This is a genomic window from Bacillus sp. USDA818B3_A (assembly GCF_009928415.1).
Taxonomy (GTDB): domain Bacteria; phylum Bacillota; class Bacilli; order Bacillales; family Cytobacillaceae; genus Neobacillus.
In genome coordinates this window covers 466,086-489,813 of sequence record NZ_JAABNN010000001.1, presented here as the reverse complement: position 1 = coordinate 489,813, position 23,728 = coordinate 466,086, and the positions used below count along the sequence as shown (strand labels likewise).

General features: G+C 39.6%; 18 protein-coding genes. 14 read left to right on the top strand and 4 right to left on the bottom strand.

Annotation, left to right across the window (positions count from 1 at the left end):
• The first annotated feature begins 62 nt into the window (after positions 1-62).
• The 8 genes from GXK58_RS02280 (at position 63) to GXK58_RS02245 (ending at position 8,566) form a co-directional block, all read left to right on the top strand.
• Positions 63-1,028 carry a catechol 2,3-dioxygenase gene (locus GXK58_RS02280; protein ID WP_160719451.1) on the top strand — a complete coding sequence of 322 codons (966 nt, stop codon included), beginning with the start codon at positions 63-65 and terminating at the stop codon, positions 1,026-1,028.
• 185 nt (positions 1,029-1,213) lie between these two features.
• Positions 1,214-1,945 carry a PIG-L deacetylase family protein gene (locus GXK58_RS02275; protein ID WP_202171266.1) on the top strand — a complete coding sequence of 244 codons (732 nt, stop codon included), beginning with the start codon at positions 1,214-1,216 and terminating at the stop codon, positions 1,943-1,945.
• Positions 1,945-2,661 (top strand): 4-carboxy-4-hydroxy-2-oxoadipate aldolase/oxaloacetate decarboxylase, encoded by a 717-nt coding sequence (locus tag GXK58_RS02270; protein WP_160719450.1) that lies wholly within the window; start codon positions 1,945-1,947, stop codon positions 2,659-2,661. The genes GXK58_RS02275 and GXK58_RS02270 overlap by 1 nt, the downstream gene beginning before the upstream one ends.
• Positions 2,662-2,680: 19 nt before the next feature.
• Positions 2,681-3,061 carry a RidA family protein gene (locus GXK58_RS02265; RefSeq protein WP_160719449.1) on the top strand — a complete coding sequence of 127 codons (381 nt, stop codon included), beginning with the start codon at positions 2,681-2,683 and terminating at the stop codon, positions 3,059-3,061.
• A gap of 364 nt (positions 3,062-3,425) precedes the next feature.
• Positions 3,426-3,839, top strand: coding sequence for a DUF1641 domain-containing protein (locus GXK58_RS02260; protein ID WP_160719448.1), 414 nt, complete (start codon positions 3,426-3,428; stop codon positions 3,837-3,839).
• A 35-nt stretch (positions 3,840-3,874) separates the two neighbouring features.
• Positions 3,875-5,053: an NAD(P)/FAD-dependent oxidoreductase gene (locus tag GXK58_RS02255; RefSeq protein WP_160719447.1), complete on the top strand. Its 1,179-nt coding sequence runs from the start codon at positions 3,875-3,877 to the stop codon at positions 5,051-5,053.
• A 466-nt stretch (positions 5,054-5,519) separates the two neighbouring features.
• Positions 5,520-6,734: an MFS transporter gene (locus tag GXK58_RS02250; protein WP_160719446.1), complete on the top strand. Its 1,215-nt coding sequence runs from the start codon at positions 5,520-5,522 to the stop codon at positions 6,732-6,734.
• 254 nt (positions 6,735-6,988) lie between these two features.
• Positions 6,989-8,566: a bifunctional metallophosphatase/5'-nucleotidase gene (locus GXK58_RS02245; protein ID WP_160719445.1), complete on the top strand. Its 1,578-nt coding sequence runs from the start codon at positions 6,989-6,991 to the stop codon at positions 8,564-8,566.
• A gap of 126 nt (positions 8,567-8,692) precedes the next feature.
• Here the strand turns inward: GXK58_RS02245 and GXK58_RS02240 are convergent, their stop codons facing one another.
• Positions 8,693-9,388: a response regulator transcription factor gene (locus GXK58_RS02240; RefSeq protein ID WP_160719444.1), complete on the bottom strand. Its 696-nt coding sequence runs from the start codon at positions 9,386-9,388 to the stop codon at positions 8,693-8,695.
• 276 nt (positions 9,389-9,664) lie between these two features.
• Here GXK58_RS02240 and GXK58_RS02235 point away from each other — a divergent pair, with 276 nt between their 5' ends.
• Together GXK58_RS02235 and GXK58_RS02230 are read left to right on the top strand one after the other, a co-directional pair.
• A complete protein-coding gene (locus tag GXK58_RS02235) occupies positions 9,665-11,311 on the top strand; it encodes a flavin-containing monooxygenase (RefSeq protein WP_160719443.1) in 1,647 nt (548 codons plus the stop codon).
• A 49-nt stretch (positions 11,312-11,360) separates the two neighbouring features.
• Positions 11,361-12,305 carry an alpha/beta hydrolase gene (locus tag GXK58_RS02230; protein ID WP_202171265.1) on the top strand — a complete coding sequence of 315 codons (945 nt, stop codon included), beginning with the start codon at positions 11,361-11,363 and terminating at the stop codon, positions 12,303-12,305.
• Between the two features lie 42 nt (positions 12,306-12,347).
• Here GXK58_RS02230 and ndk read toward each other — a convergent pair whose 3' ends face one another.
• A complete protein-coding gene (ndk, locus tag GXK58_RS02225; protein WP_160719442.1) occupies positions 12,348-12,809 on the bottom strand; it encodes a nucleoside-diphosphate kinase in 462 nt (153 codons plus the stop codon).
• Positions 12,810-13,002: 193 nt separating this feature from the next.
• Between ndk and GXK58_RS02220 the strand changes: the two genes are divergently transcribed.
• From GXK58_RS02220 to GXK58_RS02210, 3 genes are read left to right on the top strand one after another with little or no spacing between them, the layout of a single operon-like run.
• Positions 13,003-14,571, top strand: a complete 1,569-nt coding sequence (locus tag GXK58_RS02220) for a spore germination protein (protein ID WP_160719441.1) — start codon at positions 13,003-13,005, stop codon at positions 14,569-14,571.
• On the top strand, positions 14,568-15,773 hold the full coding sequence (locus GXK58_RS02215) for a Ger(x)C family spore germination protein (protein WP_160719440.1): 1,206 nt from the start codon (positions 14,568-14,570) through the stop codon (positions 15,771-15,773). The genes GXK58_RS02220 and GXK58_RS02215 overlap by 4 nt, the downstream gene beginning before the upstream one ends.
• Positions 15,770-16,882, top strand: a complete 1,113-nt coding sequence (locus GXK58_RS02210; RefSeq protein WP_160719439.1) for a GerAB/ArcD/ProY family transporter — start codon at positions 15,770-15,772, stop codon at positions 16,880-16,882. The genes GXK58_RS02215 and GXK58_RS02210 overlap by 4 nt, the downstream gene beginning before the upstream one ends.
• Positions 16,883-16,920: 38 nt before the next feature.
• Here GXK58_RS02210 and GXK58_RS02205 read toward each other — a convergent pair whose 3' ends face one another.
• Positions 16,921-17,322, bottom strand: coding sequence for a DoxX family protein (locus GXK58_RS02205; protein ID WP_160719762.1), 402 nt, complete (start codon positions 17,320-17,322; stop codon positions 16,921-16,923).
• A 232-nt stretch (positions 17,323-17,554) separates the two neighbouring features.
• Complete coding sequence (locus tag GXK58_RS02200) at positions 17,555-21,982, bottom strand: pullulanase X25 domain-containing protein (protein WP_160719438.1); 4,428 nt, start codon at positions 21,980-21,982, stop codon at positions 17,555-17,557.
• Positions 21,983-22,281: 299 nt separating this feature from the next.
• Here GXK58_RS02200 and GXK58_RS02195 point away from each other — a divergent pair, with 299 nt between their 5' ends.
• Positions 22,282-23,319 (top strand): LacI family DNA-binding transcriptional regulator, encoded by a 1,038-nt coding sequence (locus GXK58_RS02195; protein WP_160719437.1) that lies wholly within the window; start codon positions 22,282-22,284, stop codon positions 23,317-23,319.
• The last annotated feature ends 409 nt before the right edge of the window (positions 23,320-23,728 follow it).

Genomic DNA, 23,728 nt, shown 5'->3' with positions numbered 1-23,728 from the left:
TTCAAATATAATAGAAAATAATAAATTGTTAAACAATATTGATGAATATGAGAGGCGTTATTATGACCAATTATGACAAAGAACCAATTCGGGACATTGCCCATCTTGGGCATGTGGAGTTGTTGACTCCTAAGCTTGAAGACAGTCTTACATTTTTTAAAGATGTTCTTGGAATGCAAGAAGTAGCGCGAAAAGATCATTCTGTTTATTTACGTTGTTGGGGGGATTACGAACAATACTCCGTTAAATTAACAGAATCCGAGCAGCCTGGAGTGGGTCACACAGCGCTCCGAACGGTGAGCCCGCAAGCATTAGAAAGAAGAGCAGCTGAAATTGAAGCAATGGGTTTAGGGATTGGCTGGATTGAAGGCGATATTGGACATGGGAAAGCCTATCAATATCGAGGACTAGATGGCCACTTAATGGAACTTTATTATGACTCTTATGAATATCAGCCACCAGACCATCTGAGGCCAGCTCTCAAGAATCAGCCGCAAAGATTTACTGGTCATGGTGTAGCAGTAAAGCATTTAGACCATATTAATTTCTTGTCAGCGAATCCTGAAGGTGATGGTGATTTCGCGGAGAACGTTTTAGGAATGAGATTGACCGAACAGATTCTCCTAAACGATGGACGCCGTCCAGGTGTGTGGTACAGCCCAAATAGTAAATCCTATGAAATGGTTTATACGTTAGATGCGACAGGAACAAGCGGGCGTTTTCATCACATGGCTTTTTCAGTCGATACAAACGAAGGAATTTGGAGAGCAGCGGATATTTTCTTAGAACATGGTGTTTTTATTGAATTCGCTCCAAGCAAACACGCAATCAATCAAACTTATTTTGTATACGTTTACGAACCAGGCGGCAATCGGATTGAAATCTGTTCTGGCGGATATCATGTCTTTAGGCCTGATTGGAAACCGATTACATGGACAGAGGAAGAGCGGGCAAAAGGACAAGCATGGGGAAATAAGACGGTTGCTAGTTTTCATACTTATGGAACACCTATTGTTGATCCTAAATAAAATTTGCTTAAAGGTGAGGGAAACCTCACTTTTTTTTATAAAAATTATTCCTTTTTTCTGAATTCATTAAATTTGTTGACACATTTACAAAACAAAGTCTATAATAAAAATATAAACAATATTGTTGAACAATATTGACAGATGAAAAATCGAGTCATATAAAATAATAAATAGGAGGAAGTAATATGATCGATAATAATACAAATCTATTAGTTGTAAGCGCACACGCTGCAGATTTTGTTTGGAGAGGCGGCGGCACGATTGCAAAGTATGCAAAACATGGAGCTAATGTATCGCTTGTCATTTTAAGCTATGGTGCAAGAGGGGAATCAAACGACCTCTGGAATATTGAAGGACAAACGTTGGAAAATGTAAAAGCCCACCGCCAAGGGGAAATTGAAGCGGCTGCAAAGTGCCTTGGAATTGAGAATATCGAAATTTGGAATTATCAGGATTACCATATGCAAATCAATGAGGACAGAATGGACCGCTTGGTTCGCAAGATTAGAGAAGTAAGGCCGCATCATATCCTCACACACGGACCGAGAGATGCTTTTAACCCAGACCATGAAACAGTCTCCAAATTTGTTTTTGATGCAAGCGTTTTATCCACTTCTAATGGAGTAAGACTAGAAGGAACAAAAACAGCTAAACAAGCAAGTATCTTTGGTTTTGAGCCACATCAATCCGAAATTAGTGATTTCAAGCCGGAAGTCATTATTGATATCACTGAAACATATGAACAAAAACAAGCTGCGATGAATTGTTTCAAGGCGCAAAAACATTTAATAGATTACTATGGAGCGAAAGCGCAGCTTCGCGGCAACCATGCACGCAGATGTTCCGGAAACAATGAATATAAATATGCGGAAGCATTTAGCCGGTTCTTCCCATATGTTGGTGGTGAATTCATCTAATGGAAAAGTATGTGATTAAAAACATAACAAGACCTGACGAGCAGCTGATTGAAGAATTTAAGCAGCTAGATGTATCAACCGTTTATGAGGCTCAAGGGAAAATTGGGCTTATGAACTATAATTTGAAGCCAATCTTGGATAATACATTAATCTGTGGACCAGCCATAACAGCTGTTTGTCATGCAGGAGATAACTTAATGATTCACGCTGCCATTGAAGTATGTAAACCAGGTGATGTACTTGTCATTACAACCATCGGTGAGGGTGTCGCAGGGATGATAGGGGAATTGATTGTTACTGCACTAATCAAACGTGGTGTTCAAGGCGTCATCATTGACTCTGGTATAAGAGATGTAGCTCAGATCCGTGAATTAGGATTCCCGGTTTGGACCAAGGCTGTATTCTCACAGGGAACCACCAAGACAAAAGGTGGCTGGGTAAACGCACTAACAGTTTGTGGAGGTGAATCTGTCAATCCAGGTGACTTGATTATGGCCGATGATGATGGTGTAGTTGTAGTGAAAAAAGGGGATCTTCAGTTTGCATTGGAATCATCTAAGCAACGTCTTAAAAAAGAAGAAGGGACCAAAGAGAAGATTGCTAGAGGGGAAATCAGCTTAGATTTTTACAACCTAAGACCAACATTAGATAAAGAACAGGTTGTTTATTATGAAGACGAAGCGGAGTTTAATAAAAAAACGCCTAGATTTAATTAGAAAGGGAGTGGACAAAAGTATGGCAAAACGTGAAGTTTTACATGTGAAGGGATCTAACCACCAGAATCCAATCCCAACGGCAGTAAAGATCGGAAATATGGTATACACCTCTGCAATCATAGGATCGGATCCTGAAACTGGTGAAATGCCAGAAAAAGTGGAAGACGAGGTGGCTAATCTTTTTCATTATATGAGAGAGATCATGGAGCTTGCGGGAGGAAACGCAGATGACATCGCTCATTTAAGTGTTTCAGTAAACGACCGGGCGTATAAAAAAATTGTAAATGTAGAATGGCTAAAAATGTTTCCAAATGAAAATGATCGCCCTGCTAGACATACAAGTGTTAAAGATTTAAGGGAAGGTCTTAGAGTACAAATTGAAATGACAGCTGTTTTATAAAAATAAAGAGAAAACAACCGGTATCTTTTAAATACCGGTTGTTTTTTATAAAAAAGAGACTATCGAGATTTTATCGCTATTAATATATTAGTTTTTTCTTTCTAGGACATAGATTTTGTTTTAGGAATAATTATTAAAATTTAATGAAAGCAGCAATAAAGATTTGAAAAAAATGATGATTTGTTTTATCATTTTATTTTGTTAATAATCTTTTTATAGTGTTTATGTTGTTTAGAAACATTAGCTCCAGGAATTCTATATTTTAATAAAATGACCTGAAAACAAGGATACATAATAGGCCATTCTACTAAAAAGATATTACTGAGCACTATTTTTTAATAGCCGATCGAAAGGGGAATTAGATATGTTAGATGTTATGGACAAACCAAAGTCAGAGCAAACAAAAGCTGATGTGCTTGATCAGTTGTTAAAGCCGGAGGTTCAGGAATCTTTAACCACTTTAGTGGAACAGCTTCCAAAATTGACTGAACTTGTGAATATATTAACAAAGTCGTATGACTTTGCCCAGTCAGTCGCGACTGATGAAGTGTTAAAAAGTGATACAATCGGAGCCGTTACTGAGATTGTAGAGCCTGTAATAGAAACTGCGAAAAGCATTGCTGCTACAGTAATAGAAGCAAAAGACCGCGCTGAGGATAGTAAAGAAGTGATTGGTCTTTTTGGGATTTTAAAAATGCTTAAAGACCCTCAAGCACAGAAGCTTTTCCGCTTCATCAACGCTTACCTGGAAGTTTCAGAAGAACGTTCAGCTAAATAAATTTTACAGAACATTCATAAGGACGGAGAGATACTATGTCAAAAAAAGTTGTCATTTTAGGTGCGGGTTATGGCGGACTTTTAGCTGCTATTAATATCCGAAAATATTTAAATAAAGATCAAGCACAAGTGACTGTGGTGAATCAGTACCCTACACACCAAATTATCACAGAACTTCATCGTTTGGCAGCAGGAAGCGTGGCTGAACAAGCAGTTGCCATGCCATTAGCGAAGATTTTCAAGGGAAAAGATATTGATCTTAAAATCGCAAAAGTGGATTCATTCTCAGTAGATCAAAAAGAAGTTAAACTATCTGATGGCTCTACTTTAACCTATGATGCGCTTGTCGTAGCGTTAGGCAGTAAAACAGCTTACTTCGGTATTCCAGGGCTAGAAGAAAACAGCATGGTCTTAAAATCTGCTGAAGATGCTAAAAATATTCATCAACATATTGAAGAACGAATTGCCGAATACGCAAAAACAAAAAATGCAGCAGACGCCACTATTCTTATCGGCGGCGGTGGTTTAACCGGCGTTGAATTAGTTGGAGAAATTGCTGATATTATGCCTAAACTTGCTAGAAGTTATGGTGTGGATCCAAAAGAAGTAAAACTGCTCCTAGTAGAAGCAGGTCCTAAAATCCTTCCTGTTTTACCTCAACCATTGATTGAACGTGCAACTGCAAGTCTTGAAGCACGAGGTGTTCAATTCTTAACAGGCCTTCCTGTAACCAACGTCGAAGGGAATGTCATTGATTTAAAAGATGGCCAAAAAATTACTGCTAATACATTTGTATGGACTGGCGGTGTACAAGGAAATCCTCTTGTTGGTCAATCAGGACTTGATGTCGATCGTGGACGTGCAACAGTTAATGAGTATCTGCAATCGACTTCTCATAAAGAGGTATTTGTGGTGGGTGACAGTGCAGTTGTCTTTGGTCCAGATGGAAGACCTTTCCCACCTACAGCCCAAATTGCATGGCAAATGGGAGAGCAAACAGGTTACAATGTGTTTGCTTACTTGGAAAACAAATCATTTAAAGAGTTTACTCAAGTTAACTCTGGAACACTTGCTAGCTTGGGACGTAAAGATGCGGTAGCTACTATTGGTGCTAATTCTATCCCACTCAAAGGACTTCCAGCTTCATTAATGAAAGAAGCAAGTAATGTTCGATACCTATCTCACATTAAAGCATTATTTAGTTTAGCTTACTAATGATTCGGGTTAAAGTTATATTAATAAAGTAATTTTCTTGAAATCTGTTTTAAATAATTTTACTATAATACATTTGAGAATGGGCTTTCTTGAAGTTTAACCACAGTGTCTCGTAACACTGTGGTTTTTATATTATTAAAAATCCTTAGAAAATTTTGGGAGACAAATAGGATTAATATTCTATTAAAACGCAAGACCAACACAGTAAATGAATAGGTTTTCAAAATAATCTCTAAATTAAGTTTTATTAAAATAGTAAAATATATTGTCGAAAACATCATATCATGTTAATATTAGTTGAAATTAATTCCTTTAATTTGGTCCAGAGAGGCCAAAAAGGCAAAAGTAAAACTATACATATCATTTCTATGTATAAATTACCCTTTTGTCCTGTGGATAAAAGGGTTTTATTTTGCCGACATCTTTTAATCTAAGTCCTGTGAGGCTTGAAAGGAGAACGACAAAAATGGATTATCGTAAAAAAACAGTAGTAGCATCAGTCGCAGGTTTAACATTAGAGGGTATGGATATCATGTTTATATCCTTCGCTATGTCTATGATTATTGCACAGTTTCATATTGACATGGTTTCTGGGGGTCTCATTTCTTCTATTACAAACATAGGAATGCTTGTAGGGGGAACCATTTTTGGTATCTTAGCAGATAAATATGGGAGAGTTAAAATATTCACCTATACGATTCTATTATTCGCGATTGGAACAGCATTAACGGGATTAGCTACAAATATTGAGCAAGTTTATGTATTTCGGTTTATCGCAGGGTTAGGTGCAGGGGGAGAATACGGAATTGGTATGGCACTTGTAGCTGAAGCATGGCCAAAAAATAAACAAGGTCGAGCTTCATCGTATGTCAGTATCGGTGCGCAATATGGAGTCATTCTCGCAGCCCTTCTTAGTGCGATGATTCTACCGACTTGGGGATGGAGAGGTTTGTTCTTCATAGGATTGGCTCCCGTTATCTTTGCCTTTATCGTTCGTAAGAATTTAGGTGAATCACCTGTATGGGTCAAGTCTCAAAAAGGAAAACAACTCGTACCAAATCAAGGGAAACTACAACAATTATTTGCTACTCCAAGAACATCATTTACAACAATAGCTTTGGCGATCATGGCTACAGTGCAAATAGCTGGTTATAATGGTTTAATGATTTGGCTTCCATCCATGCTGCAACAAACCCAAGGATTATCTGTTTCAAACTCGGCACTTTGGACGATTAGTACGGCAGTGGGAATGATTGCAGGGATGTTAACATTTGGCCAATTTATCGATCGTTTTGGAATGAAACTCTCCTATGGGATTTTCTTAGCCGCATCAGCTGTGGCAGTCTTTTTATATGCCTATGCTTCAGGAAGTACCGCGGTTTTACTAGGCGGTGCGGTGGTTGGATTCTTTTCTAATGGTATGTTTGCCGGGTACGGCGCATTAATCAGTAATTATTATCCAGTAGAGATCCGCAGCACAGCAACCAATACCATTTTCAACTTTGGTAGAGCATTGGGCGGATTGTCTCCTATTTTTGTAGGCTATATCCTGCAGCATACAAATGTTACTGTCGCTATGGGGTATCTAGCAGTACTTTACTGTATTTCCTTTCTAGCGATGATCAGTTTGAAAAAAGGTGAAGGTAATCAAGGAAAATTCAAGATACTATCAAAAGTTTAATCCTATTAAAAAATTTGAAAAGATTCAACTGTATCTTAAAAAGTAGACATTCTAATAATTTATCGATCAGCAGTTAGTAAATGACTCCGGCATTGTGCCGGAGTCATTTTATTTATGCGCGATAAGGGTAACTGTGTTTATTGAAACTCATTTAAACCCTAACAATAAATGTAACAAAAACTTTACGTGCAGTTTAGACAGAAATAAAATTCTAGAGTTATTCTTAAGGTACATCATGAAGGAGGGATCGGAAGTTGTTAAAATTTCAGGTCATGTCTTCTTTGCTCATCATAGGCCTTATTTTGTTGGGAAGCAATATTTTCTCCGTATCTTCACACAAACAATCCACAACGACACATTCCACATCCAACCACTACGTTCAAGTACAATTGTTAGGTATTAATGATTTTCATGGTCAGCTAAACAAATATCGAAAGGTTTCAGGGGCTATAGCGGGAGGGGCTGAATACTTGGCAGCCTATTTAAAAAAATATAAAAATGAGAACCCGAATACCCTGCTTGTTCATGCTGGCGATATGGTTGGAGGAAGTCCTCCTATTTCTTCCCAATTTCAAGACGAACCTACAATTGATTTTTTAAACCTTCTGCATATTGATGTCGGTACACCTGGAAATCATGAATTGGACGAAGGAGTTCAAGAGATGAAACGTCTCATTAACGGAGGATATCATGAAAAAACAGGTTACTTTAAAGGTGCCAATCCCTCATACATTTCTGCTAATATCATCGATAAAGAAACGGGAACTCCCTTATTACCACCATATATCATTAAGAAAATCGACGGTATCAAAATCGGCTTTATTGGTGTGGTTACAACTGAAACCAACCTGTATGTATCCCGTGAAAATCGAAAAGAAGTAGAAATAACGGATGAAGTTTCAGCAATCAATCGGACAGTAAATCAGTTAAAGGAAAAAGGGATTAAAGCAATTGTTGTACTGGCGCATGTTTCAGCAAAATCGGATCAGTCTGGAACAAATCCGGAAGAAGCTTTAGTGGAAATGGTCCCAAAAATTGATGACGAAGTCGATGTCATTTTTGCTGGTCACAGCCATCATTATGCCAAAACCATTGTAAACGATAAACTGATTGTTCAAGCATATTCGTATGGGGAAGCCTTTTCTCAAGTAAACATTCAAATTGACCGCAATACCCAAGATATTATTGAGAAAGAAGCAAAGATTGTGGTAACTTCTCATGATCATATTGAACCAGACCAAGAAACCGTTACCTTTTTAAAGAATCTTAAGGAAAAAATGGGTAACCAATTTAATCAAATTATCGGTGTCATACCTGAAGAAATCAGCCGAAAGCAAGATGCGAACGGTGAATCTCCTTTTGCGAAAATGATTGCAGAGTCTGAACGGAAAGCCATGGGGACAGAAATTGCCTTTGTCCATCAAGGAGAAATGCGTGGAGGTTTAAAGCGAGGAAATATTACTTTAGAAGAACTTTATACACAAATGCCATTTGGCCATAGTGTCAGTAAATTAATCTTAACTGGTAACCAAATTAAACTTGCTTTAGAGCAGCAATGGAGCAAAGATCAGGAGAATAATATGTTACAAACTGTTGGTTTAACTTATAGGTGGGATCCTAATGCGCCCATTGGGAGCCGAATCGTCACGCTAAAGGACAGTAAGGGTCAAAACCTTCAACCTGAAAGGGAATATGAAGTAGCTGTTAGTAATTATTTAGCTTCGGGCGGTGATAATTTCTCTGCATTTGAGCAAGGTAGAATGGTAGAAAACGGCCCACAAGTTGTGACTGCTTTTTTGCACTATATCCAGCAAAAGTATCCCATGAAATAATTGTAAGGTCATCAATGGTGACAGGAAAGTCGAATAAAGATCCATTCGAATGGTTCCTGTCACCCAAACTTTTCTATCTCAAGGTGTACCACTGCTCTTAAGTTCACATGTGCATGAATAGGTAAATTAAGAAAGAATTCCCTTTCGAAATAACTCCGCAACCGCCTGTACCCGATTTTGTACACCTAATTTCTTAATGGCTGATTTTACATACTGATTGATGGTCACTTCACTGAGATCCATGGTATCAGCCATTTCCTTCGTGCTCTCTCCCCAAGAGATCCTTTTCATAACTTCAAGCTCTCGTCTGCTGAGTAATTGTGTATTTTCGGGTCCGTTAGTTTTTTCCATGATTCTGCCGACCTGTCGGCCAAATTGCGTAAATGATGTAAGGGTGTGTTCGTTTATAATGGCGTCATTTTTAAATTCATTGGTGCAGATGTATCCGATAGATACAGAGCCAAAACAGATGGGGACCACTAAGAAGGAGTTTACATTTGATGAGGTTATGTACTTGCTGTTTACTTGCCGCAGGTATTCGATGCCACTACAATACTTTGCTTTTCTTTCATAGAGTGCTGAATAAATGATTGGCAATGATCGAATGTCATCACGGATATCCCGGATGTGGACTAAACCATTCGGGTTGATTGAGATGATCCCTTCGCCAATAAAGCCAAAATGGGAGTATCTGAACAAGAAGGAGTTTTTAACCGGAAAAAGGTTCATATAGATTTCTAGTATTTTATAAAGTTTATCTTCATGTGATTGAGTTTCTTCTAAGTCCTGAATACTACTTAAAATGGTATAATTCAATGTCACATTATCACCTTCTTTTTGGGGATTAAATACATAGAAAATTAGGAATATTCAAATTATACTAAAGATAGTAAGCTTTAGATATACTTTCCTAGAGTATTTCTAGCAGAAAATTAAGATTAATAGAAATGGGAGTGATTTATATTAATTGTATTTTTTAAAAATGAAACCGTTTACAACTAACGATTATTTTAACTCGTAACGAATGAGTTAACATGTGCTAAAATACCTATGCCGAATGTAATCATTAAAGGATAAGAAAAAGAGGAGGTAGAGAGAATGTCATTAACTCAAAAATCAAATTCTTTCAAAGAACTGGATGCAGTGATTGTCGGGGCTGGATTTTCGGGATTGTATATGCTTTATCGCCTGAGGGAGGCTGGTTTCTCAACCTGTGTATTTGAAACAGGTGACAATGTCGGTGGTACATGGTATTGGAATCGCTATCCAGGGGCCCGCTGCGATGTTGAGAGCATTTATTACAATTATACTTTCTCTGATGAACTCCTCAAGGAATGGACTTGGTCCTCTAAATATGCTGAGCAGCCGGAAATCTTAAGTTATATTAATTTTGTTGCTGATAAGTTGGATTTGCGCCGGGATATCCAATTCAACACGCGTGTAGAATCTGCTCACTTTGATGAAGAAAAGAATAGGTGGGAAATCCACTTAAATAATGGTCAGGCGGTGTCGGCTCGTTACTTTATAACGGCAGTAGGCTGCTTATCGGCTTCAAATGTACCGAAATTTAAAGGGCTCGAGAACTTTAAGGGTGAATGGTATCATACCGGACGCTGGCCTCATGAAAAAGTGGAATTCGAAGGCAAACGGGTTGGGGTTATCGGAACAGGATCGAGCGGAATCCAATCCATCCCAGTTATTGCTAAAGAGGCCAAACACCTTACTGTTTTTCAGCGCACTCCTCAGTACAGTACACCAGCTAGAAATCAACCAAATGACCCAGAGTTTATCAAACAAGTGAGAGAAAATTACAGTGAAATCCGGAAGCAAATGCGCTCATCCCTTACAGGTATTCCAATGGTGCCAAGGGACCGTTCGACTTTTGACGATACTTCAGAAGAACGGCGGCGGACCTTTGAAGCAGCCTGGGAAAAAGGTGGACTTCTTACCATTTCTTATTCTTATAATGATTTAAGCATTACACCTGAGGCAAACGAGACCGTTGCGAGTTTTATTCGTTCTAAAATACGTGAAGTGGTAAAGGACCAAGAAGTAGCTGAGAAACTGCAGCCAAGCTTTTACTACGGCACGAAACGTCCGATCATCGATACGGACTACTTCGAAACGTATAACCGGGAAAATGTCAAACTTGTGGATGTCAAAAAGGCTCCAATTGAGGGAATTACATCTGCTGGTGTACGGACTTCAGATGCTGAATATGAGCTAGATATGATTGTCTTTGCCACTGGCTTTGATGCCATGACAGGTCCATTGTTTAAAATGGATATCCGAGGACGGGACGGGGTATCTCTAAAGGAAAAATGGGCAGGAGGATCTCAAACTAGGACATACCTCGGAATTGGGACCTCAGGTTTCCCTAATATGTTCATGCTTACGGGTCCTGAAAGTCCATCCGTATTAAGTAATATGATGGTTTCCATTGAACAGCATGTTGAATGGGTTTCCGATTGTATCAACTATCTGCGGGACAACAATAAGGGAGTCATTGAGGTGGATGTGGAAGCTGAAAATGCTTGGACAAAGCATTGTAGAGAGGTTGCCGAACCAACTCTTTATGTGAAGACCGACTCATGGTATATGGGGGCAAATATTGAAGGAAAGGCACGGGGATTCCAGATCTATCTAGGCGGAGTTGGGCCATACCGGCAAATTTGTGATGAAGTGGCTGAAAAAGGCTACGAAGGTTTCACATTAAAAGCTGCTGAAGAAACGATCGTGAACTAATCAACGTGTAAAATCAAATATTAAATAATCCTAAGGGGGAAATATACTGATGGCACTAGATCCGCAAGCAAAGTTCTTATTGGAACAAATGGAAGCGCTTGGAGCGCCGGCGATGCATACATTAACACCTGAAGAGGCAAGGCTGACGACAGATTTTAGTGCTTTGGCTGGAGAGCCTGAAGAGGTAGGGAAGGTGGAGGACAGAAAGATACCTGGCCCTGAAGGAGAAATTCCGGTCCGTATTTATACACCTAAAGGAGAAGGTCCTTTCCCTGCATTGGTTTATTACCATGGCGGCGGCTGGGTCATTGGCAATCTGGAAACAGTAGAGGTTCCATGCCGAATGCTTGCTAATCGAGCAAACTGTGTGGTAGTGTCAGTAGACTACAGGCTGGCTCCAGAACATAAATTCCCTGCAGCGGCTGATGATTCCTATGCAGCAGCCAAATGGGTCGTGGAGAATGCGGCCTCTATCAAGGTTAATCCACAACAAATTGCCGTTGGGGGTGACAGTGCAGGTGGAAATCTTGCGGCAGTTGTAGCGCTTATGGCAAGGGAGAAAAAAGAAATCTCGTTAGCTTACCAAATGCTGATTTATCCGGTTACCAACCATTCATATGCAACCGAATCTTATACCGAAAATGCTGATGGTTATTTATTAACCAAAGACAGTATGATCTGGTTCTGGAATCATTATTTACGAACTGAAGAGGACGGAAAGAATTCATATGCTTCCCCGCTGCAGGCAAAGGATCTTAGTGGATTGCCACCCGCATTAGTTCTAACAGGGGAGTTTGACCCGCTCCGTGATGAAGGTGAAGCCTATGCCCAGAGGCTAAAAGAGGCTGGGGTTCAAGTGGAAGCTGCACGTTATGACGGCATGATTCACGGCTACTTCTGGATGCCGGGAGCGCTTGAGCAAGGAAAAAAAGCAATTGAGCAGGCAGCGAATGCATTGTTGCAAGCTTTTCAAGGCAGTGTAGCCGCTAAATAATCAAAAAGGACACCTCCGTGGATGGAGGTGTCCTTCAATTGTTTACACGGTTTTCCGATCTTCGAAAGGAAAATCATCTTTAGAGATTCGTTTTTTCAAAAGCCCAAAGAAATTTTCAATTTCACGTTCTGCACTTAATAGGGAATCAGACCCATGTATGACATTCTCTTCTTTTGTAAATGCCAAATCTCCACGAATGGTACCCGGAGCGGCTTCCAATGGACTTGTCTTACCAATCATGAGACGAGAAACTTCTATTATATTTTCTCCTTCCCAAACCATGGCGAAGACTGGGCCGGAAGTGATAAAATCTACTAGCTCACCGAAAAAAGGCTTCTCTTTATGTTCCATATAATGATATTCAGCTTGGGAGCGGTCAACCGTCATTAGCTCAGCATTTAATAAAGTGAACCCTTTTTGCTCAAAGCGTCTGATGATTTCTCCAATTAAGCCTCTTTTTACTCCATCTGGTTTTACCATGATAAACGTACGCTGTAGCGTCACTACAATCACCTCTTGAAAAATAAATAGTTTAATGAGAACAACCGAAGTTTTCTATGTCTGGCTGCTTCTGCACATTATCCATTATGGAGTTTTATTACAAAGTTCAAACGTGATAAGAAAGGCAAAATATAAATATGTTCGGTATATTTCACCATTTTAGGAGGAAAATAGTTCTAAATGGGGGATATCGAAAATGAGATTTTTTCGAAAGTCAATTAAGGAAAAGTTAGATAAGTTTAATCCAACATCTTCCAAGGGAAACCTTCTAAACGCTAATGTTTCGACTAATGAACAAATGTTAAGAGATCAATTCGCTTTATGCAATGATGTTGAATTCCGTTCTATTCCTATTGATGAATATTCAAAAATTCTCTTAGTTTATATTGATGGCTTTTGTGATACAAAAGCGTTAGATGAATCTGTTTTAAAACCACTAATCTTTGAGGGGATTACCCGAAAGTTAGAACAAATAAAAACAATTAGTGAATTAATTAGATTACAGCTGCTTCCAGTTGCGAAAGTAAAGTTAGTTACAACCGTTTCAGAAGTGGTAGATGAAGTATTAATGGGAAACGTAGCCTTTCTAATTGATGGAGAAAGTATTGCCTTAATTGCCGAACTTCAAAGCCTTGAAAAAAGGGGGATCGAAGAGCCCTTATCTGAAACAGTTATCCGAGGACCAAGAGATGGCTTTACTGAAACATTAAGGGTAAACACGAGCTTAATTAGGCGGAGAATAAGATCACCAAAGCTTAAAATTGAATCGTTATCGATAGGTGAGTACACAAAAACTTCTGTGGAAATTTTATTTATTGAGGGCATAGCGAAGGACTCGATTGTTGAGGAAGTAAAGAAAAGAATTGGACAGATTAAAATTGATAGTGTATTAGGATCCGGTTATCTTGAGGACTTCATTGAAGACGTCCCGTTCTCTCCGTTTCCGCAAATCCAAAATACGGAGCGGCCGGATGTTGTTTGTGCCAGTTTATTAGAAGGGAAAGTAGCCATTGTGGTCGATAATACTCCTTTTGTTTTGATTGTACCGATGACTTTCTGGTCGGGATTGCAAGCGGCAGAGGATTATTATGAACGTTCTGTGTACATGACATTTATCCGCTGGATCCGTTTTACTTTATTAAATATAGCATTATTATTTCCATCCTTCTATGTAGCAATAACTACGTTCCATCAGCAGTTGATTCCTACTAATTTATTAATTAGTGTAGCAGCTGCTCGGGAGGGGGTCCCTTTCCCAGGCGTAATTGAAGCGTTAATGATGGAATTTATGTTTGAGGGCTTACGTGAAGCGGGGATACGGCTGCCCAAACCCATTGGTTCAGCGGTTAGTATTGTCGGGGCCCTAGTTATCGGTCAAGCAGCAGTGCAGGCAGGGATTATTTCAGCCCCAATGGTTATTGTCGTTGCCACAACTGGAATCGCCTCCTTTGGAATTCCGCGATATAATTTAGGATTTGCTTATAGATTACTTCGGTTCCCCATTCTTGTGCTAGCGGGTATGCTGGGGTTTTATGGCATTGTTATAGGAGTAGTGTCCATTCTTATTCACCTTATTAATTTGCGCTCTTTTGGAGTCCCTTATTTAAGCCCAGTTGCTCCATTAAGTAAAGGGGGCTTTAAAGATATTTTCATCCGTGCACCAAGATGGAGCATGAATGAAAGGCCAGGAATGGTCCAACAAAATAAACAAAGAATTCCAGAAGGTCAAATGCCAAGTGTAAATAGAGGTAGTGAAAAGAAATGAGGAATTCAACAAGAGTTATTTTTCTATTACTTTTAAGCACTCTTATTACCACAGGATGCTGGGATCGGCGCGAATTAAATGACTTGGCCATTGTATTAGGATGGGGGATGGACCTGAATAAGGATGGCACTTATTTAAGCAGTGCACAAATTGTGGTTCCTGCAAAACTTGGCAATTCAGGTGGAGGGGGAAAAGGAAGCGCTTCTGCAGGTGAGGGCTTTTACATTGAGTCGGCAACGGGCAAAACGGCAACTGATACTTCGCAAAATATGCAGACAAAGCTTTCACGAAAAATATTTGCCAGTCACAGAAGGGTTATTGTTATTGGCGAGGATTTAGCAAGAAGCGGAATCGGAAAAATTATGGATGAATTCAGCCGAAACCCAGAAGTCAGAATGAGGACTGATTTATTTGTCGTTAGGGGGTCAACAGCCCAAGAATTTTTATCGATTCCCTACCAATTAGAAAGTATTCCCGCATTAGCCCCATTAAAAATTCAGGAAAGAATTAGTGGCAGAGCCAGCTCCACCTTTAAGCAATTTTTAGTAGAAGCAAATGCGGAGGGCAGTAATCCAACATTGCCGACGGTTCAGATCGTCAGGACTTCAGAAAAAGGGGATACGGAACAAGTGTCATCAAAGACATTAAGAGTCAGAGGAAGAGCGATTTTTAATAACAAACTTCAAATGATTGGATTTATATCGCCAGCTGATGTAAGAAACCGTTACTGGATTAGGGGAGAATTAAAGGAGAACACATTAACCGTTTATGTACCTGAGGGAAAGGGGACGATCAGTTTTGTCGGAAGGAAATATAAAAGTAAGATAAAGCCCATATTACAAGGGGATCAAATAAAATTTACCATTCGTCTTTCTGGGAAAGGGGTTATTAGAGAAAATAATACGAATTTAGATTTAAAAAATCCCAGTCATCTAAAGGCAGTTGAACGAGCATTAAATAAGGAAATACCAAAAAAGGTATTACAAACAATCACACATGTGCAGAAAGATTATGAGGCAGATATTTTTGGATTAGGAGAGGTGTTTCATAGGAAATATCCAGGTAAATGGAAAGAAATGAAAGCTAATTGGCAAAAGGAGTTTTCAAGAGCAGATGTTGTTGTCATAGCAGATCTGAATGTCGATCAAGTGGGCTTAACAGGACCTTCATTACACTTAATGGAAAGTGAGATAAAAGAATGAAGATTTCTCCAAAGCAATTATTTTGGATTATAGCCATCCTGAATATAGGAATGACTCTTTTATTGACGCAAACACCAGCAATTACTGCAGCAAAGCAAGATGCATGGATATGCTTTGTTATAGCTGGGGGGGCGGGGGTAGGATTAGTCTTTATTGCTGGTAAATTGAGTCTGTTGTACCCCGATCAAACATTTATTGAGTACAGTCAAACCATTCTAGGAAAATGGCTGGGGAGAATCATTGTCATCCCATATTTCATCCAGCTAATACCAACAATGGGGATTATCTTACGTGAATCTTCTGACTTTATCCAAATGACTTTGTTTAGAAATACTCCCTTACTGGTCTTAATTGTACTGATGCTGTACCTGATGGTTTACGTGACTTATAAAGGCGGAATAGAAGGAATTGCCCGTTGCAGTGAGATGATCGGTCCCGTAATTATGGTTATCATAATCTTAACCATGTTACTTAATTTAAATAATATTGAATGGAAACAAATATTACCTTTATATGCCGATTCTGGATGGCGTAAAATTGCAGAAGGCAGCCTCTCGCCCATTGCTTTTTTAGGAGAAGCTAATATTATCATGATGCTCACTTATTTTACGAAACATCCAAAAAAAAGTGTGTCTATAACCATTAAAGGTGTTGCCATGGTTTCTTTTATTATTATGTTAAATACCCTAGAGGTAATCATGGTGTTTGGGAGTGGATTAGCGGCCCATATTTGGTATCCATATTTTGAGATGGTACGCTACATTTCAGTTTTGGAGTTTATTCAAAATATTGAAATTATTCCAACGGTTATTTGGATGTTAAGTATATTTATTAAGCTCTCTACATTTCTGTTTGTTACTAGTCATGGAATCGGTCAATTATTTCACTTAAAAGATTGGAGAAAGGTAATTTGGTTTATTGCAATCCTCTTGATTCCTCTTTCCATCATGTATCGCAATATAGATGTTTCTTCTATTAATTATCCAAACAAATTCTTTATTCCGTTTGTTGTTCCAATCAATATGGTTGCAATTCCCTTATTCCTTTTGGTAGTAGGAACAATTCGAAAAACAAGAAAAGAAAAACACGTTTCTTTGACAAATGGCTGACCTTGAACCATAAAAAATAAGCTGACAAAAGAGTCAGCTTATTTTAGTGCAAAAAACAAAACATAATCACCCGGGCCAATTAAAGCTACACCTAATGCTGCTGCAATTAAAACAAGGTTATATTCAAATCCGTTGTTGGTCATCCAGTAGCCATACTTTCCGTGTACGGTAGCTATCGCATCAATCATTACGATGACAATCATGATCGCTCCAACCCAAGTAAGAAATCCTGCGGCGAAAAGTAATCCGCCTATCAATTCAAAAAGTCCTGCAAGAACAGCCCATGTCTTAGCTCCTTTTTGAAGACCGAGATTTTCAAGCCAGTTTCCCATACCTTCAATTCCAGGACCACCGAACCATCCGAATAACTTTTGTGCACCATGTCCAAAAAAGGTTAACCCAATAACCAGACGGATTAGTAACAGTCCAGTATTAACCAGCACCATATTTTCAGTCATATTCTACCTTCTTCCGCTATGTAAGTTCAAGGAAAACAACATTATAAAGGAATGGATAACTTATTTTGGGTAAATCATCCAATTCTTATTCCAGTCTATTTGTAAGATTACTACCTAATCAGCTGGAAGACTAGAGCAAAAAGACCTCATCTTTTACCAAATACATACAAGGCAAGAGGTCTGCCGGAACCGGCAGACCTTCTTGAATGCATAACTAATTTTTTATTTCTGTCATCGTTTTTGTTGCCGCATCAATTGAATAGTTCTTCGTGTTTTTATTAATTGATCCACCGTCACCTTTAAAAATCGTCGACTTTGCTTCGTTAGATGGTTCTATATGAACAGGTACAGAAGTTTGCCCAGTTTGTAGTGTAAATGAATGTGTAAATTGCATATCATTGCCAACGGCGACTTTTTCCCCATTAATGGTGAAATCTGCGCCTTTAATGGCATTTCCTATAACGGTCATAGTCGACCCGCTCACACTAATTTGACTCACTACTAATGGCAGATCAATCCAGCGCAGGATGGTATCCTGGATGAGCATTTTGTTATTCCCTTGATTGGTGACAACAATTTTCATATCTGTTCCCTGTGCACCATAGCCATAGTAACTAATATCGTCGTCTGATGGATCATTAGGTGTATGGTCAGTTAAACCTTCTTGATCCCAAGAATTGTTTTTTACATATTTATAGGTAAGCTCGGTTCCCTCTTCTAACTCCATTGTATATTCCCAATCAGCGGTTACCGCACCATTTCGGCTCATAGACCATGCCCCGGTATTCCATCCATTCAGGCTGCCAGGAATATTGACTTGAGCGGACAATGGTGTGTAATCTGGTGCATGCACTTTAAAGGTGACCTGAACCATGACAATTTCCGGTGTCACGCTGACTGTGTTTGAATCTACATAGTTTCCTGCCTGATCAAAGATGCGGATCCGGTACTTATAAGCAGTGCCATTTGCCACTTGATAATCTTTCAAGGAGGTCACATCTCCGTTTAATGTGGTAAGGATCTGGCCGTCACGGTAAATGACTGTTTTATAAGGCTGATCTGGATCTGAAAGTTTCCAAGATAGGTTGACCTGGCCCGACTCTTTAACCGGTGTATCCAATACAACCTCTTTAGCAGGCGGGGTGGTATCCGATGTACTATGAGTATAGGTTACTTCTCCAGTTTCCGAGTAAACCCAGTTCTTCGCTAAATCAGGTGTAAAGGCCAAACGGTATTCATAAGTGCCAGCTTCATAGGCCGTAAAGCTTCCTTGAAACTCATTTGCCTGACCATCCTGTGTCTGACCATTATACAGGGCAGGGGAGGATTGCCAATCTGTTTGGCCTTTTAGCCTCACTTGAAGTTCAGCTGTGACTCCTTCTGCCGCACCGGTTTCTGTCGCACCAGACAAATAGAAGGCTGCTTTTACATTCGAGGCTTGGGCCAGATTCAGTTCTCCGTTCTCTAATTTTGTCAGATCTTTAATGCCTGCCTTTGTCAAATCGTAATGTGGAACTAATCCGGATGTGAAAGAAGACACAGATTCATTCCCATTTTTATCTACAGCTGTAACCGAAAAATAATAGGTACGGCCATTATTTAAATCTGCTAAATTTACAGTTGTATCTGTTGTTTCTTTCACTTTTGTCCATAATCCACCAGAAACAGTAGATTGATAAACATTGTATTTGGCAGCATTTCCTGTCCAGCTTAACGTAACCTGTTTAGAACCCGCTGTGCCTGTTACATCTTTAACTGGTACTGGCAGTTTTACTTCATTAACGGTTAGTAACATTCTGCCCGATTCTGCTGGTACGGTTAATGACAGTCTGCCATCCTTTGTGACAGCTTCATATTTCTTATCTAATTGATCTACAAATTGAAGACCGTTCGCAAGCAGCTCTTTTGTATCGATTTCAACTGTCTGTGCGTTTTTCCCTCTGTTGATAATCACAAGTCCAGATTTTGTTCCCTTTGTCCGGACATAGGCCAATACGTCACCTTTCGCATAAATGTGGTGTAAATCCCCATAAGCAAATAAGTCTGCATTATCTTTGCGGATTTGCCCAATTTTTTGATAATGGGCAATGAGTGATTTATCTTCCTTGCCCCAAGGATAGGTCCGGCGGTCATCTGGATCCTTTGATCCTGTTTGACCTGCTTCATCACCATAATAGATGGTTGGTGCTCCTGGATAACCCATCTGAAGAATGGAGGCCAGCTTTAATCGCTTGACGCCTTCATTATAATTGTAATTCGGATCTTGTTCTGCTCTGTAGTACGTATCCGTGCCATTGCCTAATAGGAAGATGGCACGAGCTGTATCGTGAGAGCCCATTAGGTTCATAAGGGCATAAAAAGCCTCCTTAGGATAGTCCTCTTGTACAGCAAGAAGGGTGTTCTCTGCATTAGCGGCATTTCCATTCTTTAAATAGTCCAGGATTGCCCCGCGGAAACGATAGTTCATGACAGAGTCATATTGATCACCTAAGAAATATTTTGATGCATCATCCCATATTTCACCTAGAATTAGGGGCTCTTCACCTTTTTGAAGTGTCTTTCCAGATCCAATCAAAGTTTTGGACTTCATTTGTTTGCGGAATTCCTGCCAGAAGGAACTATCCACTTCATTCGCTACATCCAGCCGCCACCCGGATGATCCTTGATCAATCCATGATTTAGCTACAGAATCTTTATTATAAAAAATATAATTGGACAATTGTGTGTTGTTAAGCTCGCTTGGATGGTCAACCTTGGTTCCGTCCACAGATTTAAACACAGGCAGACTATCATATCCCCACCAGTCATCATACTTATAGTGCTGGCCTTTCGAAACACCATTGACTTTTTCATTGTCTACTTTTTCATTTTGAATATCGAACCAGTTTTCAAAACCATACGGACTAAACGTTTGACCTTCGGCAATGAATTGCTTTCTTGCTTTCTCTTTAGCAGCTGTTTCTGTTAGTTTTTCTTGGTTCATTAAGTCGTAAATCCGAGACCAATATTCATAAGCACCGACGGTTTTATATTTGTTATAGCGGTCGAAATAGATAGAATCATCCGAAACATGGTTAAAAACTCCATCCAGGATGAGATGCATATGGCGTTTGGATAATTCCTTGGCAAAATCCTCAAATTCTTTTTGTGATCCAAACATTGGATCAACCTGTTTATAATCGGTTGCATCATATTTATGATTGGATGGTGCAAGCGAGATTGGGTTTAAATAGAGTGTATTAACACCTAATGATTGAAGATAATCTAGCTTTGCCTTGATCCCGGCAAGATCACCGCCGAAAAAGTCATTGGTAAATTCTCCATCCCCTTTATAGGAACCAGTGTCTTGTTCATATGGATTATCAGGCAATGAGACCCAAGTTTCGGGATGTTCAATTGGCTGGCTGCCACGTGCACCAATCTGATCCTTCGCAGTATCGTTTGCTTTGTTTCCGTTATAAAAACGATCCGGAAAGATTTGATAGACAACAGCTTCTTTCATCCAATCAGGTGTTTTGTAGGACGGATCGTAAACTGTTAATTGGAATAAGCCTGCATTTTTATCCTCCGCTTTTCCTGTGTGCCCTTCCTGAGTGTCTTCACCGTACTCAGCTGTTGCATCTTGATCCCCAACGATGAATTTATAGCCGTAGATTCCTTTATCCGCAGGGGTGAACGTAGCTTCCCAGTATTCAAGAGGGCCTTTGTCACTTGAATCAGCCCAGCCGGAATTCTTCATCGAAATGACATTTGAAGTGCCTGTATTATAGTTTTTCACATACAGTCTCGATCTTGTCAGGTCTCCTTTCTTAGCCGACACACGTAACGTTACTGGCTCATTAGCAGGAATGGCTCCGAATGGGGTCCGATAGACCTTATCCCATGAATCATGATAAAGTGCAGACTTATCTATTAAACCATCCGATCCGGTTGGCTTGTAATCTGTATAAACTTCCTTTGTTTGGTGGTTATAGAAAAATGTAATAGTCGTATCAGATAGTACGTTTAGTTTTACATTTGAAGAAGGGTAGGACTCTGTCCAGTCCTTGCCAAGGACAATCTTATATTCGTAGCTGCCCCTTGGCACTTTTGCGCTGAAGGAGTAGACATTATTAAGATGTTCATCTGTTAGCAAGGCGGTTGATTCTGCAGGGCTCCATTCTGGACCTGCCTGGATGGCTGGCTGAATGGTTCCGGCGATGCGGGGCTGCCTGTCCCCAGTTAATGGAGTGTAGTGAGTGCTGTCGGCAATGGAGTGTGTATTATCATTATAGTAAAAGGTGACATCTTTTTGTTCGCTCAGAGTTAGTTTTATATTGTTCCCGCCAGGAGTTCCACCTTCCCCGTAGTTTTCATCCCAGCTTCCGCCGATGGCAATTTTGTACTCATATGTACCCTCCGACAATGTTCCAGTAAAGGTATATAATCCATTTCCTTGATCTGCCATTTTGGTTACGGTCGAAGATGGATCCCAGTCTCCTGAATTTCCTAACGCCGTTTGCAGGTTTCCAACAAGTACAACCTGTTTGGATGCAGTTTCTGCGGCTTTTACGGTTGTTCCGCTTGAGAAACTTGTTAACAGTTGAAGAATTAATCCTGTAATGGTGACAAGCGACAGCAGTGTTCGCTGTGTCTTTTTCATAGAAAAACCCCTTTCCCTTGTTCTTTTGTTTTGTGAAATCGTTTGCGCAAAAAATGATATAATAACCTCCTATGCTAGTTTAGGAGGTTATTTACAAAATGATGTGCAACCGTTTTCACAATCAAATAATACTATTTTTTAAAGACTAATTCAATAGAAAGTTAGATTCCAAGTCTAAATTTTCTGTAAAAAAGGTAATAGCATCTTTATTGAAAGAACACTTCCTTTTTATAATGCTTCCAAAGTACTATTTCTGTTATGATAAGATAAAAATCCCTATATGAAGAAGGGTGGAAAAAATGTCTGTTACGATTAAAGAGGTGGCAAAGCTTGCAAATGTTGCACCATCTACTGTTTCAAGGGTAATCGCAAATAATCCGAGGATTAGTGAAGCAACGAAACGAAAAGTAAAAAAAGTGATGGAGGAGCTTGGATACCATCCCAACTTGAATGCCAGAAGTCTTTCGAGTAAGGCGACACAAACCATTGGGCTTGTCATGCCAAGCTCTGGGGATGTTGTTTTCCAAAATCCTTTTTTTCCAACTGTCCTTCAGGGGATTAGTGAAGGAGTCCACGAAAAGAAATATGCCTTGCAAATGACCACAGGAAGGTCTGAACAGGATATTTTTGAGGCCGTCATCCAAATGGTTCAAGGAAAACGGGTAGATGGGATGATTCTTCTAAATTCAAAATTGGATGATCAGGTCATAGAATACTTAAGAGAAATGGATTTTCCTTTTGTGGTCATTGGAAAACCGTCTAAATATACCGAGGAAATCACCCACGTTGATACTGATAATGTTCTTTCAATGAAGGAAGCGACAGAATATTTGATTCAATTAGGGCACAGTCAAATTGCTTTTATTGGCGGGAACCCTGACCTAATGGTTACAGTGGACCGTTTAAATGGTTATAAACAGGCTTTATCGGCTGCAAACATTCCTCATCAAGAAGAATATATCAAACATGAGGAATTCTTAAGGGAAGGGGGGCAAGTAGCTGTTAAAGAGTTAATGGCCCTTCCACAAAGGCCTACTGCGCTATTAGTCGTTGATGATTTTATGGCATTGGGAGTCCTTAATACGCTGGACGAGTTAGGAATCAAGGTTCCAGAAGAGCTCTCTGTTGTTAGTTTTAATAATATCCTGCTCTCAGAAATGTCAAAGCCGCCATTGACTTCGATGGATATTAATATTTTAAAACTGGGATTTGAGGCATCAAGGAGCTTGATTGAAAAAGTTGAGAATAGTGCTGAGCCAACCAAACGGATTATTATTGCACATCAAATGGTTGAACGATCATCGTGCAGTCGGATGGATAAAGTAAAAGAGGTATAACCGCAACAAGATTGCCGACTTAAAAAAAATTGATTCAATAGAATTGCCAGCAGAGCTTATTGACGACCGAACACCCAAAAATCGAAGGAGCAGGGTAGCCAATAGAGCTTATTGACGACCGAGCACCCAAAAATCAATTGAGTAGGGTAGCCAATAGACCTTATAGACGACCGTAAACCGAAAAATCGATTGAGCATGGTAGCCAACAGACCTTATAGACGACCGTAAACCGAAAAATCGATTGAGCATGGTAGCCAACAGACCTTATAGACGACCGTAAACCGGAAAATCGAAGGAGCATGGTAGCCAATAGACCTTATAGACGACCGTACACCGAAAAATCGATTGAGCAGGGTAGCCAATAGACCTTATAGACGACCGTACACCGAAAAATCGATTGAGCAGGGTA

What these genes read in the sequence shown, in the direction of transcription:
- GXK58_RS02260 (WP_160719448.1), top strand. Translation starts at nt 3,426, where the DNA reads ATGTTAGATGTTATGGACAAACCAAAGTCAGAGCAAACAAAAGCTGAT.
- GXK58_RS02230 (WP_202171265.1), top strand. Translation starts at nt 11,361, where the DNA reads ATGGCACTAGATCCGCAAGCAAAGTTCTTATTGGAACAAATGGAAGCG.
- GXK58_RS02270 (WP_160719450.1), top strand. Translation starts at nt 1,945, where the DNA reads ATGGAAAAGTATGTGATTAAAAACATAACAAGACCTGACGAGCAGCTG.
- GXK58_RS02250 (WP_160719446.1), top strand. Translation starts at nt 5,520, where the DNA reads ATGGATTATCGTAAAAAAACAGTAGTAGCATCAGTCGCAGGTTTAACA.
- GXK58_RS02235 (WP_160719443.1), top strand. Translation starts at nt 9,665, where the DNA reads ATGTCATTAACTCAAAAATCAAATTCTTTCAAAGAACTGGATGCAGTG.
- GXK58_RS02215 (WP_160719440.1), top strand. Translation starts at nt 14,568, where the DNA reads ATGAGGAATTCAACAAGAGTTATTTTTCTATTACTTTTAAGCACTCTT.
- GXK58_RS02220 (WP_160719441.1), top strand. Translation starts at nt 13,003, where the DNA reads ATGAGATTTTTTCGAAAGTCAATTAAGGAAAAGTTAGATAAGTTTAAT.
- GXK58_RS02195 (WP_160719437.1), top strand. Translation starts at nt 22,282, where the DNA reads ATGTCTGTTACGATTAAAGAGGTGGCAAAGCTTGCAAATGTTGCACCA.
- GXK58_RS02210 (WP_160719439.1), top strand. Translation starts at nt 15,770, where the DNA reads ATGAAGATTTCTCCAAAGCAATTATTTTGGATTATAGCCATCCTGAAT.
- GXK58_RS02200 (WP_160719438.1), bottom strand. Translation starts at nt 21,982, where the DNA reads ATGAAAAAGACACAGCGAACACTGCTGTCGCTTGTCACCATTACAGGA.
- GXK58_RS02255 (WP_160719447.1), top strand. Translation starts at nt 3,875, where the DNA reads ATGTCAAAAAAAGTTGTCATTTTAGGTGCGGGTTATGGCGGACTTTTA.
- GXK58_RS02275 (WP_202171266.1), top strand. Translation starts at nt 1,214, where the DNA reads ATGATCGATAATAATACAAATCTATTAGTTGTAAGCGCACACGCTGCA.
- GXK58_RS02265 (WP_160719449.1), top strand. Translation starts at nt 2,681, where the DNA reads ATGGCAAAACGTGAAGTTTTACATGTGAAGGGATCTAACCACCAGAAT.
- GXK58_RS02280 (WP_160719451.1), top strand. Translation starts at nt 63, where the DNA reads ATGACCAATTATGACAAAGAACCAATTCGGGACATTGCCCATCTTGGG.